Here is a 13,962-nt window from a genome sequence, read left to right on the forward strand (position 1 = left end):
CAGTAGATATCATTCACCTTTAACCTTACTGATTAGCGGCATGCTGTCAAAACAGAAACGTCGATTGATTGATCCAACTCACGATCCTGGCCTATTTTGGACTGACCAATTTTATTCACCTCTCTACCGCCCTACCCAGGCGGTGGTTAACAGACATGCGAGAACCGGGCATTCACCTGCGCCAACTGGTCTGATAGCTTTAAGCAAGCTAGCAACCAAACCTTGTTCTCGTCACGGAGCCTTTAATGAAAACTATCGCCAACACACCGTTACCCGCCAAGACACAGCTGCCCCAATACGATCGCCAGAGCCTGCGCAGCCGCATCGTTCACCTGGGGTTTGGTGCTTTTCACCGCGCACACCAGGCATTGCTGACCGACCGAGTGCTCAACCGTAACGGTGGCGATTGGGGGATTTGCGAGATCAGCCTGTTCGGTGGCGATAAGCTGTTCCAAACCCTGCGTGCCCAGGATCATCTCTACACCGTGTTGGAAAAGGGGGCGGCGGGTAATCAGGCTATCGTGGTGGGAGCCGTTCACGAGAGCGTGCATCGTAAACTGGAAGGCATCGACGCCGTGTTGGAGAAGCTGGCCGAACCGCAGGTGGCGATCGTCTCAATGACCATTACGGAGAAAGGTTACTGCATCGAACCTGGCAGCGGACAATTGGATCTGCAACAAGATGCGATCAAAGCCGATCTGGCTAACCCGACCCAACCCACCACGGTACCGGGGATCCTGGTGGAAGCGCTGTTCCGCCGCCGCGAGCGCAACCTGCCCCCCTTTAGCGTATTGTCCTGCGATAACATTCCTGAGAACGGCCACGTGGTGCGCAATGCGGTGACCGGGCTGGCCAAAGCACGCGATCCACAACTGGCCGCGTGGATCGCTCAGCAAGTCACCTTCCCCTGTACCATGGTCGATCGCATCGTTCCGGCCGCCACGCCAGAAACGTTGGATGAGATTGCCACCGCTCTGGGAGAGGTGCGTGATGAATGCGCCATCGCCTGTGAACCCTTTATTCAATGGGTGGTGGAAGACAATTTTGTCGCTGGCCGCCCACAATGGGAAGATGTCGGCGTACAACTGGTGGACGATGTTCTGCCGTTCGAACAAATGAAACTGCGAATGCTCAATGGCAGCCACTCTTTCCTGGCCTATCTCGGCTATCTGGCCGGTTATCAGTACATTTTTGACTGCATGGCCGATGAGAATTATCGTCGCGCTGCACGCTATTTGATGCTCAACGAACAGGCTCCAACGCTGCAGGTCGCAGGTATAGATCTGGCTGCCTACGCCGAGCAGTTGATCGAACGTTTCAGCAACCCTGCGCTGCAACACCGCACCTGGCAGATTGCCATGGATGGCACGCAGAAGCTGCCTCAGCGCCTGCTGGAGTCGATCCGCTGGCATCGGCAACAGGGTGGCAGCCATGCGGGGCTGACACTGGGTGTAGCAGGCTGGATGCGTTATGTCGGCGGGATAGATGATGCCGGGCAACCGATTGATATCCGTGATCCGATGCTGGCCACGTTGCAGCAGGCTGTCAGCAGCTCACAAGATGGTGAACCCCGCGTGGCTGCCTTGCTGGCGTTGAAAAGCGTATTTGGCGAGCAGTTACCAGCAGATGCAGCCTTTGTGGCGGAGCTCACACGGGCCTATCTGTCATTGCGCGATCGGGGAGCTTGCCAGACGGTAAAGGATTGGGTTAGCACTCAGTTAGGCTAATCGGTAGAGACCGTCATGCCAAAACGTCTCGGGCATGACGGTCTGAAAGACGCGGGTAAATGGATTAACGGTATTCCAGGGTTAAAATACCCAGTTTTTTCTCCTGGTCGAGCCATTTGATTTCGCTCTTACCCAGCTTTCTTGGCAGTTCTTTGCTGCTCCCATCCCAGTTCGCCAACGATTGCTGGCTGGTGTGGTTCTTCCCGTCGCGATAACATTGTGTTTTCGCCGTTGAATCGGCAACTTCCACCGAGCAAGGGCCTTCCACAATTGAACCGTAGAAGTGGATCACGCCCCCGGTATCCGCATTGGCCACGCCTGTAGCCAGCCATGAAAACAACATTCCTGCGATCAAAAACAACCGTAAGCTTTTCATGGTCACCTCACTTGTTATTAAGCCAATTTAAACCCGTAAAAAGTTATTGGATTAAGCGCAAGGTAGAGAGGTTTTATTTATTAATCATTGAGTTATATAGAAACACCCTCTTCGGCGACGCATAATTTATTGCCGCAAAAATCGGATTTCAAGTCAGAAAAGTCTCAATTTAAAAACCCGACAACGGCTTACGATGCGTAATCCTGGTCAAACGCTTAACAGTGAAAGGTGTGGCGGCAGAGTGGCAAACCGAGGTCAAGATCTGGGAGATGTCATGCCGAGCCCCACTCGGCATGACCTTGCGACTTAACGATAGACTACTGTCATAATTGCGAGTTTTTTCTGCTGATCTACCCACTTCATTTCGGTGGTACCGATATTCAGCGGAAGTTCTTTACTGCTGGCATCAAAACTTGCCAACCTTTGCGTGCCCGTATAGTTTTGTCCGTTACGATAACATTGGGTATTCGCCGTTGAGTTACTAACATTTACCGTACAAGGACCTTCGACAATGGCACCCACAAAGTTGATAACGCCACCTGTGGAACCCGCATGACTTGCTGCCATCCATGAAAACAACGCTCCTGCGATCAAAAATAACCGTAAGCTATTCATGGCAACCTCACTTTTGTTAAGCCAACTTAAACATAGGTCATTTTCTTAGGAATAATCGCAAGGATAGGGAGTTTTTTTTAGGGCTAATCGGCGTATTAAGGCCGTGGAAACAATACGGTACGGTACAATTGATATTGCTAACCTCTGGTTATTGATGGGAAAAGTCTTAATGCGAACACAAAATAAAAGCATTAAAAATGGGCACTTTTATGCCCAAAAAATTCGCCAGCAGGCAGATAAATAATCATTAATTATCAAAAAATTAAACACAATATTAGTGGGGATATAAAATGACCAAAACCAATCTGATCACCGGTTTTCTGGGTAGCGGAAAAACCACCACCATCCGGCATCTGCTGGCGAATAAACCGGAAAATGAACGTTGGGCCGTGCTGGTCAACGAGTTTGGCGAGATTGGTATCGACGGTGCCCTGCTGGCCGACAGCGGCGCGGTGTTAAAAGAGATCCCCGGGGGCTGCATGTGCTGCGTTAACGGGCTACCGATGCAAATTGGCTTGAATATGTTGCTGCAACAGGCCAAACCCGACCGGCTGTTGATTGAACCCACCGGTTTAGGTCATCCCAAACAGATCCTGGCGTTATTGACCCAGGAAACCTATGGCGGGTGGATCGATTTACAGGCCACGGTCTGCGTACTTGATCCGCGCCAACTCGGTGAGCCTCGCTACACTGAAAATGAAAATTTCCGCGATCAGCTGGCCGCAGCAGACATCATCATCGCCAATAAAATGGATACCTGGCAGCCACAAGATGAGCAGGCGCTGGAAGCCTGGCAAACACAGCATGGCCACCAGCGGCCGGTCTTTTCCATTGAGCAAGGGCGCATGGATATCAAGCTGTTGGATCGGCCACGCACCAATTGCACAGAATTACCTGACGCACAGCATCATCATAGTCACGCCAAGACTCGGGGTTTGGCCGCGCTGCGGCTGCCGGAAAACTCCCGCTGGCGCCGAGCCCTGAATCAAGGCCAGGGATTTACCAGTTGCGGCTGGATTTTTGATGGGGAAACGGTCTTTGATACCGTCGGCATGATGGAGTGGATCCGGTTGGCACCGGTTGAGCGGGCCAAAGCGGTAGTGCGCATTGCTGAAGGCAGTCTGTTGATCAATCGCCAAGGGCAAGACCTCAGCATCGAAACTCGCCCCACCGCCCCCCTCGACAGCCGTATCGAACTGATCCACAGCGGCGAAGCCGACTGGAATGCGTTGCAATCGGCTTTGTTTAACGTTCGTTTAAGTTGATGCTTTTACCGTTGGTATTGTTTTTTTAATTATTACAGGTTAGCCATGACACGCCGTAATTTACCCTTCATCCTCATGCTCAATGTCTTGGGCATCGCACTGTTTTTTTCCTGGTATTTACCCAAGGATCACGGGTTCTGGTTCAAGATTGACTCAGCAATCTTTTTCTTCTTCAACCAACATCTGGCCAGCGATGCCTGGTTTCTGAAAATGGTGGCGATCACCAACAATCGCATCTTTGATGTTATTTCGCTGCTCGCCATGGGATTGCTGTATCTTTACTTTTACCTAAAGCAAGATGCCTTCGGCCGCCGCCGCCTGATCATCACTGGCGTCGTGATGTTGTTAACCGGGGTGGTGCTCAACCAGTTTGGCCATCTGCTGCCGGTGAAAAATGCCAGCCCCACCCTGACCTTTGAGCATATCAATCGGGTCAGCGAACTGACCGGCATCCCCACCAAAGACGCTTCCAGCGACAGCTTCCCTGGCGATCATGGCATGATGTTGATGATTTTCTCCTGCTTTATGCTGCGCTACTTTAACCGCACGGCGTTTGCCATCGCGTTGCTGATTACCGTGGTCTTCTGCCTGCCACGCATCATGATCGGCGCACATTGGTTTACCGATATCGCGGTCGGTTCGCTGTCGGTGGTGCTGGTTGGCACCAGTTGGTGGTTGATGACGCCCGCCAGCGACATCGTTATCCGCTGGTTGAACTGCCGATTACCCGGCAACTATCGGCCAACGCAGCCATAAGTGTTGATTATGATAACCGGGAGGCCGAGCGCTCCCCGGTTATTAAATTCCCGCAATCTGTTTACTCAACAACCATACCGTTAACATGCCTACCCCATTAATTAACGCCAATCCAACATAATCGGCAAATCGCGTTTTTTTATATGAAGATTTACATTATGTTACATCACAATTTCATATAAAGAATGTCGGAAAAAGGCTCGCAATCCTCACCTCATTCCGGTACTCTCGGATGCGTTTGTGCCTGGTTTAGCTTGGCTCATTGGTAAAATTCCGAAAACTGTGCGTTCCTGCACATTTCTGATGCTAACTGATTGTCCTTCCTGCCGGTGCCAACTAGTCTCGTTCCGTTTGGTATTTTTCAGATAACGACTTGCGTCGTTAAGGACTTCAAGGGAAAACAATTACAATGGTCAAATCTCAACCTTTTCTGAGATATTTTTTGCGGGTATTACCTGCAATTGCGGCAGCCCTGGTGCTTTCCGCCTGTAGCTCAACAAACACTTCGAAGTTAGATAGATCACAAACTGAGATGCATGCAGTTAATGACAAAAACGGTCTTTTACTGCAAGCCTCTCAGGATGAATTCGAAGCGATGGTACGTAACGTTGACGTCAAGTCAAAGATTATGGACCAGTATGCTGATTGGAAAGGCGTTCGCTATCGTTTAGGTGGTGAAAGCAAACGTGGTATTGATTGCTCTGCGTTTGTACAGCGTACCTTCCGCGAACAGTTTGGTATGGATCTGCCCCGCTCAACCTATCAGCAAGAAGATATGGGCAAGCAAATCCAGCGCGCTAAACTGCGCCCGGGTGATTTAGTGCTGTTCCGCGCCGGCTCTACCGGTCGCCACGTCGGCATCTATCTGGGTAACGACAAATTCGTGCATGCCTCTACCAGCAGTGGCGTGACAATCTCCAGCCTTTCGGATAACTATTGGGATAAACGTTATCGTGAAGGCCGCCGGTTACTGGGCAAGAGTTCCAGCTAACGGTGTAGTATCTGAATCTGGTCCTGAAAGCCAAACCAACGAGACGAGAAACGCTGCCCCAGGGCAGCGTTTTTTTTCGCGGTCATGTAGTCAGCGTCGCGAGAAACAGGCATATACCGCTATTTTCGTTCGTCACAGGGCAAGGAACCACGCAGTGGCTGAAAAAATAGCCTATTATCGTCAAGTGACATTCCATTTCGTCACGCGCTATTTACGCTGTGTCTAAACAGCCAACCCTTGGTTCAAGCCGGACGAATAATGACGCAGGCAGGATCGGTGGGATATATTATTAACCCACACTATAACAAGAATATTTTTACGCTGTGCTCAGGGGGCATGTTATGGGATTGAAGGGAGCATTCGCACGCCACGCGGCCAACACACGCCGTAGCCTGACGAAAAGTATTATGGTGGCCGTGTCTTTCTTCATCATTTTTACCTCTGTAACACTATTTCTCATCGATCATCAACGTTCTCAATACCAGCGTTTACTTGAAGCCCGCACACAAAAATTTGCCGTTAATTATCTCGACCATCTGCAAGAAGTCATGCAGCAGATCATGCCGCTCACCAATCAGCCTTGCGATAAAGCGCTCGCCGATCTGAGCTACCGTGCCGCCTTTGCCACCGGCGTACGCACCTTCGTGCTGGTGAAGGATAACTTTGCCTACTGCTCTTCGGCGACCGGTAATATGATGCTGGGGACATCCCAACTGTACCCCGACATCGACTGGCACAAGCCGCTGGACATGGACTTGCAACAAGGTACGCCGATGGTACCGGAAAGGCCGGCGGTGGCCGTGTGGCTACGCCATCCAGGAGCAAACAATACTGGGGTATTGGCCACGTTGGATCTCACCCTGGCCCCCTTCTTGCTGCTCAATTCTCGCGATAGTAATGCTCCCGGATTTGCCATCGTGATCGGCGATCATGCTGCAACCACCTTCGGCCCGAATCTGACACCGGCGGCACAGTTACCTGAAAAATACGCCAGCCACCTGCAGATCCCGAACTATCCGTTAAGCTTGAGCTTCTATTACCAGTCACTAACGGCTAACGATGTACGCTTGACCGTGCTGGGCAGCCTGGTGCTATCCCTGATGGTCGGCGCACTGTATTACTACATGCAGATACTGCGCCAAAGTCCCGAACGGGCCCTGATCAGGGGCATCAAGCGCAATGAGTTCTTTATTGAATACCAACCGGTGTTTCACACCGCGAGCACCACCATCGCTGGCCTGGAGGCATTGATCCGCTGGCAGCACCCAAGCGAGGGGCGTATTCCACCGGATCTGTTTATTCCCTATGCCGAAAGCGAAGGGCTGATCGTGGCACTGACCCGCCACCTGTTCCGCCTGATCGTGGCGGATATCCCGCAGTTGGCACAAGCTCTGCCACGGGGGGCCAAGCTGGGCATCAATCTCGCCCCTTCTCACCTTCATGCGCCCTCGTTCCATGACGATATCACCGAGCTGCTGGCGAACATGCCGACCGACCATTTCATGGTGGTGTTTGAAATCACCGAGCGCGGCATGGTGGAAGAACAAAACGCCCTGGAAGAGTTTGACTGGCTGCACCGCCAGGGCGTTGAAATCGCAGTGGATGACTTTGGTACCGGCCACAGCGCCCTGATCTATCTGCAACGTTTTACCCTGGACTATCTGAAAATCGACCGCGGTTTTGTCAACACTATCGGCCAGGATACGGCGACGGCTCCCGTCCTGGATGCCGTGATCTCACTGGCTAAAAAACTGCGAATGCAGACCGTGGCTGAAGGGGTAGAAACCGCCGAACAGGTGAGTTTCCTGCAAGAACGCGACGTTAATTTTATGCAGGGCTATTATTTCAGTAAGCCACTGGGTATTGAGCAGTTTGTGGCCTTTTGCCAGAATAACGCCGTTTTTGATCATCAGGCCGTAGTTAATCCCTGATATTTAAACTTCTTTACTCAGAACACCAGCCTGAAATGGTATGCTGCGGGCTGGATGAATTGACCACACAGCAGGAGCTTACCGTAGAGATGTCCGTGCGCATTTTTGCTGCCTTGGTGCTTTCGGCACTCAGTTTTAGCATGCAGGCCGAAACCCTTAATGAAAGCTACGCTTTCGCCACGCTCGGTGAGCCGAAATACTCCACCGACTTTAGCCATTTTGATTACGTGAACCCGGCGGCCCCCAAGGGTGGCGACGTTCGGCTGGCAGCCATCGGCACCTATGATAACTTCAACCGTTTTGCCTCGCGCGGCGTCCCGGGTGAGAGAACCGGGGAACTCTACGATACGCTATTCACCAGTTCGGACGACGAGCCTTCCAGCTACTATCCACTGATTGCCGAATCGGCCCGTTACCCGGCAGATATGCGCTGGATGGAGCTGGATATCAATCCACGCGCTCGCTTCCAGGATGGCAGCCCGATCACCGCCGCCGATGTGGCCTTCACCTTCAATAAATTCATGACCGAAGGGGTGCCGCAATACCGTTCTTATTACAAAGGGGTGAGCGTCAAAGCCATCTCCCGCCTGACCGTACGGATTGAACTGCCCGAGCCAGACAAAGAAAAAATGCTCAGCCTGCTGAGTACCAGAGTATTACCGCAAAGCTTCTGGAAAGATCACAAACTCAACGAGCCGCTGAGTACGCCCCCCCTCGGCAGTGGCCCGTATAAAGTCGGCAGTTACCGTTTAGGTCAGTACATTACCTATGAGCGCGTACGCGACTACTGGGCCGCCAACCTGCCGGTAAATCGTGGCCGCTATAACTTCGATACGTTGCGTTACGACTATTACCTGGACGATAAAGTGGCGCTGGAAGCCTTTAAGGCCGGAGCCTACGATTTCCGTATTGAAGGCTCACCAAAAAGCTGGGCCACCCAATATCAGGGCGGTAACTTCGCGCGCAACTTTATCATCAAGCAGGATGAAACCAATCAGGCAGCACAGAATGCCCGCTGGTTGGCGTTCAATATCCAGCGGCCGATCTTCGCCGATCGCCGGGTGCGGGAAGCCATTACGCTGGCCTTCGACTTCGACTGGATGAACAAGGCGCTGTATTACGATGCCTACCAACGCGCCAACAGCTATTTCCAGAATACCGAATACGCGGCCACCGGCTACCCAGACTCCGCAGAGCTGGCCTGGCTGGCACCGCTCAAGGGAAAAGTGCCAGCAGAAGTATTCACCTCAATCTACCAGCCACCGACATCCGACGGCAGCGGAAATGATCGGGCGAACCTGCTGAAAGCTACCGAACTGCTGAAGCAGGCTGGCTGGGAAGTGAAAAACCAGCAGTTGGTCAACAGCAAAACCGGTAAACCCTTCACCTTTGAACTCATGCTGTTGAGCGGCAGCAATTTCCAATATGTGCTGCCCTTCCAGCACAATCTGAAGCGGTTGGGCATCGATATGCAAATCCGTGAGATTGACGTCAGCCAATTCACCCGCCGCATGCGCGAACGCGACTTTGATATGATGCCGAAAGTCTATGCCGCCATGCCATTCCCCAGCGCCGATCTGCAGATTGTCTGGGGCTCGGAATACCTGGACTCCAGTTACAACAGCCCTGGCGTCAGCGATCCGGCCGTCGATGCGTTGATCGCCCAGATCATGAAACATCAAGGCGATGAAAAGGCATTACTGTCCCTTGGCCGTGCGCTGGATCGGGTGCTGACCTGGAACATGTATATGCTGCCGATGTGGTACTCCAATCACGACCGTTACGCCTATTGGGACAAATTCTCTTCGCCAGCAGTTCGCCCGGCCTATGCGATTGGGTTCGACAACTGGTGGTTCGACGTCAACAAAGCGGCACGCTTGCCCGCGCAACGGCAATAAGGAGCCTGTAGGTGGCCGCTTATCTGATCCGCAGATTACTGCTGGTGATCCCCACGCTGTGGGCAATCATCACGATTAACTTTTTCATCGTGCAAATCGCCCCTGGCGGGCCGGTCGATCAGGCCATTGCCACCATTGAGATGGGGCAAACCAGCGGGTTTGGCGGCGGCGGTGCAGGCGAAGGCCTAGGACATATGAAAGCCGGCGCTGGCAACGTGGGCGAAGGCCAATACCGTGGCTCACGCGGCCTGGATCCCGAGGTGATCGCCGAGATCACCAAGCGCTACGGTTTCGACAAGCCGCTGCACGAACGCTATTTCACCATGCTGTGGAATTATATGCGTCTCGATTTTGGTGACAGCCTGTTCCGTGGTGCCTCGGTAATGCAGCTGATCGGCCAGAGCCTGCCCGTTTCCGCAACTCTGGGGCTGTGGAGTACGCTGATCATCTATCTGGTGTCAATCCCGCTGGGGATCCGCAAGGCCATTCACAACGGCAGCGCCTTTGATACCTGGAGCAGTACGCTGATTATCATCGGCTATGCCATTCCGGCGTTCCTGTTCGCCATCCTGATGATTGTGCTGTTCGCCGGTGGCAGCTATCTGGACTGGTTCCCGCTGCGCGGGCTGGTGTCCAGCAACTTCGACACGCTGCCGTGGTACGGTAAAATCACCGATTATCTCTGGCACATTACCCTACCGGTGCTGGCAACGGTGATCGGTGGCTTTGCCACCCTGACCATGCTGACCAAAAACTCGTTTCTGGATGAGATCCGTAAACAATACGTGGTCACCGCCCGTGCCAAAGGGCTGGATGAGAAGAAAATTCTCTACCGCCACGTGTTCCGCAACGCCATGCTGCTGGTGATCGCCGGTTTCCCAGCCACCTTTATCAGCATGTTTTTCACCGGTTCGCTGCTGATCGAAGTGATGTTCTCGCTCAACGGCCTTGGGCTGCTGGGCTACGACGCCACTCTGCAACGCGACTATCCAGTGATGTTCGGCACACTCTACATATTTACCCTGATCGGCCTGCTGCTGAATATCCTCAGCGATATCACCTATACCCTGGTCGATCCGCGCATTGATTTCGAGGCCCGTCAATGAGCCGCTTAAGCCCCATCAATCAGGCCCGCTGGGCACGTTTTCGCAGCAACCGCCGTGGTTACTGGTCGCTGTGGATTTTCCTGGTGGCCTTTGTGCTCAGCCTGGCCGCCAACCTGATCGCCAACGACAGGCCGTTGCTGGTGCGCTATGAAGGCCGCCTGTATGTGCCTTTTATGATCAACTACAGTGAAACGACCTTCGGCGGGGAACTGCATACTACCACCGATTTTCAGGATCCCTTTGTCATCAAGCAGATTGAGCAACACGGTTGGGCCGTCTGGGCGCCGATCCGTTTCAGCTACAACACCATCAATTTTGCCACCGAGGTTCCCTTCCCCTCGCCGCCATCACGCCAGAACTGGCTTGGTACCGACAGCAATGGCAGCGATGTATTGGCCCGGGTGCTGTACGGTTTCCGTATTTCGATGCTGTTTGGGCTGGCGCTAACGCTGTGTTCCAGCGTGATTGGTATCTGCGCGGGAGCAACTCAGGGCTATTACGGCGGCCGCTTCGATCTTTGGGGGCAACGGCTGATCGAGGTCTGGTCGGGGATGCCGACGCTGTTCCTGATCATCCTGCTGTCCAGCATCATCCAGCCCAACTTCTGGTGGTTGCTGGGGATCACCATCCTGTTTGGCTGGATGAGCCTGGTCGGCGTGGTACGAGCCGAATTCCTGCGTACCCGTAATTACGACTACATTCGGGCGGCCAGAGCGATGGGCGTACCGGATCGGGTAATTATGCATCGCCATATGCTGCCTAACGCCATGGTAGCTACTCTGACCTTCCTGCCGTTTATTCTGTGTGGCTCGATCACCACCCTCACCTCTCTGGACTTCCTCGGCTTCGGCTTGCCGATCGGTTCGCCTTCGTTGGGCGAACTGCTATTGCAGGGTAAAAACAACCTGCAAGCGCCGTGGCTGGGTATCACCGCTTTCCTGGTGCTGGCGATATTGCTCTCACTGTTAATCTTTATCGGCGAAGCGGTGCGCGACGCCTTCGACCCTAGCAAGGCGCATTAATATGACCACTCCTCTGCTCGCAATTCAGGATCTCAGCATCGCCTTCCGCCAGGGAGGCAGCTTGAATCAGGTGGTCAACGGTGTCTCGTTGCAGGTTGAACAAGGGGAAACGCTGGCCTTGGTGGGTGAATCCGGCTCAGGTAAAAGCGTGACCGCCCTGTCCGTGTTGCGGCTGCTGCCTTCCCCTCCGGTGGTGTATCCCGGTGGGGATATTCTGTTTAACGGCAATTCCCTGTTACACGCGCCGGAAGCCGAACTGCGCAAGGTGCGTGGCAACCAGATCTCAATGATTTTTCAGGAACCGATGGTGTCGCTCAATCCCTTGCACACCATTGAAAAGCAACTGGCCGAAGTGCTGATGCTCCACCGTGGCATGCGCCGCGATAGCGCCCGCGCCGAAATCATTCAGTGCCTGGATCGGGTGGGCATACGCAATGCCAAAGGACGTCTGAAGGATTATCCGCATCAGCTTTCCGGCGGAGAACGTCAGCGTGTGATGATCGCCATGGCAGTGCTGACCAAACCCAAGCTGCTGATTGCCGACGAGCCGACCACCGCGCTAGACGTGACCATTCAAGCGCAGATCCTGCTGCTGCTGAAAGAGTTAAAGCAGGAACTGGGCATGGGCTTGCTGTTTATCACCCACAACCTGAACATCGTGCGCCGCTTGGCGGATAACGTCACGGTGATGCGCCAAGGTTTGTGCGTGGAGCAGAATAGCCGCGATGGCCTGTTTAGTGCGCCACAGCACGCTTATACCCGCCAATTGCTGGCTGCTGAAAGCCTGGGTGAACCTCTGCCACTACCGGCCAACGAAAAACCCCTGCCGCTGCTAAAAGTGGAAAATCTACAAGTCAGTTTCCCGATCAAGCGTGGCCTGTTACGGCGCGTTGTCGATCATCATTACGCGCTGAAAGATCTGAGTTTTGAGATACAGCCAGGGGAGAGCGTGGGTTTGGTGGGCGAGTCGGGTTCGGGTAAAAGCACGACCGGCCTGGCGTTACTGCGCTTGTTGAGTTCGAAAGGAACAATCTTGTTTGAAGGCCAGCCGCTGCATCAGTTCAATAACCAGCAGATGTTGCCTTACCGCAGCCGGATGCAGATCGTATTTCAGGATCCCTACTCCGCACTGAACCCACGCCTGAACGTGCTGCAAATCATCGCCGAAGGGCTGGAGGTCCACCAGCAACTGACCGCCGAGCAACGCGAACAGCGGGTGATAGAAGCGTTGGAGGAGGTCGGCCTGGATCCGGCACTGCGCTATCGTTACCCTACGGAGTTTTCCGGCGGACAGCGCCAACGTATCGCCATAGCCCGTGCGCTGATCTTGCAACCGCAGTTGCTGATCCTCGACGAACCGACGTCATCGTTGGATAAATCGGTGCAGGCGCAGATCCTGACGCTGCTAAAGTCGCTACAGCATCGCCACCGGCTGGCCTATCTGTTTATCAGCCACGATTTGCAGGTGGTGCGCTCGCTGTGCCATCAGGTGATCGTACTGCGCCAGGGAGAAGTCGTAGAACAGGGTGACTGTCAGACGATTTTCAACGCACCTGCTGCTGCCTATACGCAGCAGTTATTGCAGTTGGTCGATTAGCGGCATGATTCTAGAAGGGGTACTGCGCGCTGAGCTGCTCGGCAATCGCGGCACCCACATTTTTTAAGCGGCACATGGCAGCACTTTCATCGCATTGATGTACGAACAGGCAAGGTTCACCTTCCCATTCGACGATGGAGCAGTTGACCTGGATCTCTTGTAGAGACAGGTTGAGCTGCTGCATGACCCGCCAGGCCTCACGCCCGTCATGACTGAGCAGCTTCAGGCCGATCAGATCGTTATCTTCGTCTATGCCGCTAAGCGGAATCGGTTCAACCTTGCTGCCGGTAAAACCTGATAGCCAACGATAACTTTGCGGCAAGCGATGCACTACCGAAAGCTGGAAACTATCCACATGAAATCCCTAGTATGAAAAGATGAAACACTTTTTACATCACAGGATGACTTAGTTATAGCCGGGATCACCCGACTTTGCTGCCCACAAATGTTATTTTTAAGTAAAATTTGCAACAAACAATTAACTACACCCTGCGCTTGCTGATATCACTCAGTTTTTGTTCACCGTAGAAGGTTCTCATCAGGTGTTTTGCGACTCAGCTCGCATTTTTGCGTTATATGTAACCCTTTCCCGCCGCAATCTCAACATTTTTTTCTTGCAATGCAGTTACTTTACAATCGGTATAATTTTACATTGTACAAACATATCGCTCAAACACC

12 protein-coding genes are annotated in these 13,962 nt (G+C 53.2%); 9 read left to right on the forward strand and 3 right to left on the reverse strand.

What is annotated here, in order from left to right:
* The first annotated feature begins 245 nt into the window (after positions 1–245).
* A complete protein-coding gene (locus ACRDCA_RS01305) occupies positions 246–1,727 on the forward strand; it encodes a mannitol dehydrogenase family protein (protein WP_438687964.1) in 1,482 nt (493 codons plus the stop codon).
* A 64-nt stretch (positions 1,728–1,791) separates the two neighbouring features.
* On the opposite strand, the gene ACRDCA_RS01310 is transcribed toward ACRDCA_RS01305, so the two are convergent.
* Both ACRDCA_RS01310 and ACRDCA_RS01315 read right to left on the reverse strand, forming a co-directional pair.
* Positions 1,792–2,103: a type 1 fimbrial protein gene (locus ACRDCA_RS01310; protein WP_438687965.1), complete on the reverse strand. Its 312-nt coding sequence runs from the start codon at positions 2,101–2,103 to the stop codon at positions 1,792–1,794.
* Positions 2,104–2,409: 306 nt separating this feature from the next.
* Positions 2,410–2,718 (reverse strand): type 1 fimbrial protein, encoded by a 309-nt coding sequence (locus tag ACRDCA_RS01315; RefSeq protein WP_438687966.1) that lies wholly within the window; start codon positions 2,716–2,718, stop codon positions 2,410–2,412.
* A 290-nt stretch (positions 2,719–3,008) separates the two neighbouring features.
* Here ACRDCA_RS01315 and ACRDCA_RS01320 point away from each other — a divergent pair, with 290 nt between their 5' ends.
* The 8 genes from ACRDCA_RS01320 to yejF all read left to right on the forward strand — a co-directional run bounded on the left by ACRDCA_RS01320 (position 3,009) and on the right by yejF (position 13,284).
* Positions 3,009–3,983 (forward strand): CobW family GTP-binding protein, encoded by a 975-nt coding sequence (locus ACRDCA_RS01320; RefSeq protein ID WP_438687967.1) that lies wholly within the window; start codon positions 3,009–3,011, stop codon positions 3,981–3,983.
* 45 nt (positions 3,984–4,028) lie between these two features.
* Positions 4,029–4,739 carry a phosphatase PAP2 family protein gene (locus ACRDCA_RS01325; RefSeq protein ID WP_438687968.1) on the forward strand — a complete coding sequence of 237 codons (711 nt, stop codon included), beginning with the start codon at positions 4,029–4,031 and terminating at the stop codon, positions 4,737–4,739.
* Between the two features lie 409 nt (positions 4,740–5,148).
* On the forward strand, positions 5,149–5,730 hold the full coding sequence (gene mepS, locus ACRDCA_RS01330) for a bifunctional murein DD-endopeptidase/murein LD-carboxypeptidase (RefSeq protein WP_414825304.1): 582 nt from the start codon (positions 5,149–5,151) through the stop codon (positions 5,728–5,730).
* Between the two features lie 341 nt (positions 5,731–6,071).
* Positions 6,072–7,661, forward strand: a complete 1,590-nt coding sequence (locus ACRDCA_RS01335; protein WP_438687969.1) for a cyclic di-GMP phosphodiesterase — start codon at positions 6,072–6,074, stop codon at positions 7,659–7,661.
* 89 nt (positions 7,662–7,750) lie between these two features.
* On the forward strand, positions 7,751–9,559 hold the full coding sequence (locus ACRDCA_RS01340; protein WP_438687970.1) for an extracellular solute-binding protein: 1,809 nt from the start codon (positions 7,751–7,753) through the stop codon (positions 9,557–9,559).
* A gap of 11 nt (positions 9,560–9,570) precedes the next feature.
* A complete protein-coding gene (locus ACRDCA_RS01345; protein ID WP_438687971.1) occupies positions 9,571–10,665 on the forward strand; it encodes a microcin C ABC transporter permease YejB in 1,095 nt (364 codons plus the stop codon).
* Positions 10,662–11,687 carry an ABC transporter permease gene (locus ACRDCA_RS01350; protein ID WP_438687972.1) on the forward strand — a complete coding sequence of 342 codons (1,026 nt, stop codon included), beginning with the start codon at positions 10,662–10,664 and terminating at the stop codon, positions 11,685–11,687. Before ACRDCA_RS01345 ends, ACRDCA_RS01350 begins: the two co-directional genes overlap by 4 nt.
* Before the next feature lies 1 nt (position 11,688).
* Complete coding sequence (gene yejF, locus ACRDCA_RS01355) at positions 11,689–13,284, forward strand: microcin C ABC transporter ATP-binding protein YejF (protein ID WP_438687973.1); 1,596 nt, start codon at positions 11,689–11,691, stop codon at positions 13,282–13,284.
* Positions 13,285–13,294: 10 nt separating this feature from the next.
* On the opposite strand, the gene ACRDCA_RS01360 is transcribed toward yejF, so the two are convergent.
* Positions 13,295–13,639: a YejG family protein gene (locus tag ACRDCA_RS01360; RefSeq protein WP_021805874.1), complete on the reverse strand. Its 345-nt coding sequence runs from the start codon at positions 13,637–13,639 to the stop codon at positions 13,295–13,297.
* Positions 13,640–13,962: the final 323 nt, after the last annotated feature.

Source organism: Serratia sp. (in: enterobacteria), from assembly GCF_051654945.1.
Classification (GTDB): Bacteria; Pseudomonadota; Gammaproteobacteria; order Enterobacterales; family Enterobacteriaceae; genus Chania.

Bases quoted from the DNA above. Each gene is read 5' to 3' on its own strand.
- mepS (WP_414825304.1), top strand. From the start codon at position 5,149: ATGGTCAAATCTCAACCTTTTCTGAGATATTTTTTGCGGGTATTACCT.
- ACRDCA_RS01350 (WP_438687972.1), top strand. From the start codon at position 10,662: ATGAGCCGCTTAAGCCCCATCAATCAGGCCCGCTGGGCACGTTTTCGC.
- yejF (WP_438687973.1), top strand. From the start codon at position 11,689: ATGACCACTCCTCTGCTCGCAATTCAGGATCTCAGCATCGCCTTCCGC.
- ACRDCA_RS01315 (WP_438687966.1), bottom strand. From the start codon at position 2,718: ATGAATAGCTTACGGTTATTTTTGATCGCAGGAGCGTTGTTTTCATGG.
- ACRDCA_RS01310 (WP_438687965.1), bottom strand. From the start codon at position 2,103: ATGAAAAGCTTACGGTTGTTTTTGATCGCAGGAATGTTGTTTTCATGG.
- ACRDCA_RS01320 (WP_438687967.1), top strand. From the start codon at position 3,009: ATGACCAAAACCAATCTGATCACCGGTTTTCTGGGTAGCGGAAAAACC.
- ACRDCA_RS01335 (WP_438687969.1), top strand. From the start codon at position 6,072: ATGGGATTGAAGGGAGCATTCGCACGCCACGCGGCCAACACACGCCGT.
- ACRDCA_RS01325 (WP_438687968.1), top strand. From the start codon at position 4,029: ATGACACGCCGTAATTTACCCTTCATCCTCATGCTCAATGTCTTGGGC.
- ACRDCA_RS01305 (WP_438687964.1), top strand. From the start codon at position 246: ATGAAAACTATCGCCAACACACCGTTACCCGCCAAGACACAGCTGCCC.
- ACRDCA_RS01340 (WP_438687970.1), top strand. From the start codon at position 7,751: ATGTCCGTGCGCATTTTTGCTGCCTTGGTGCTTTCGGCACTCAGTTTT.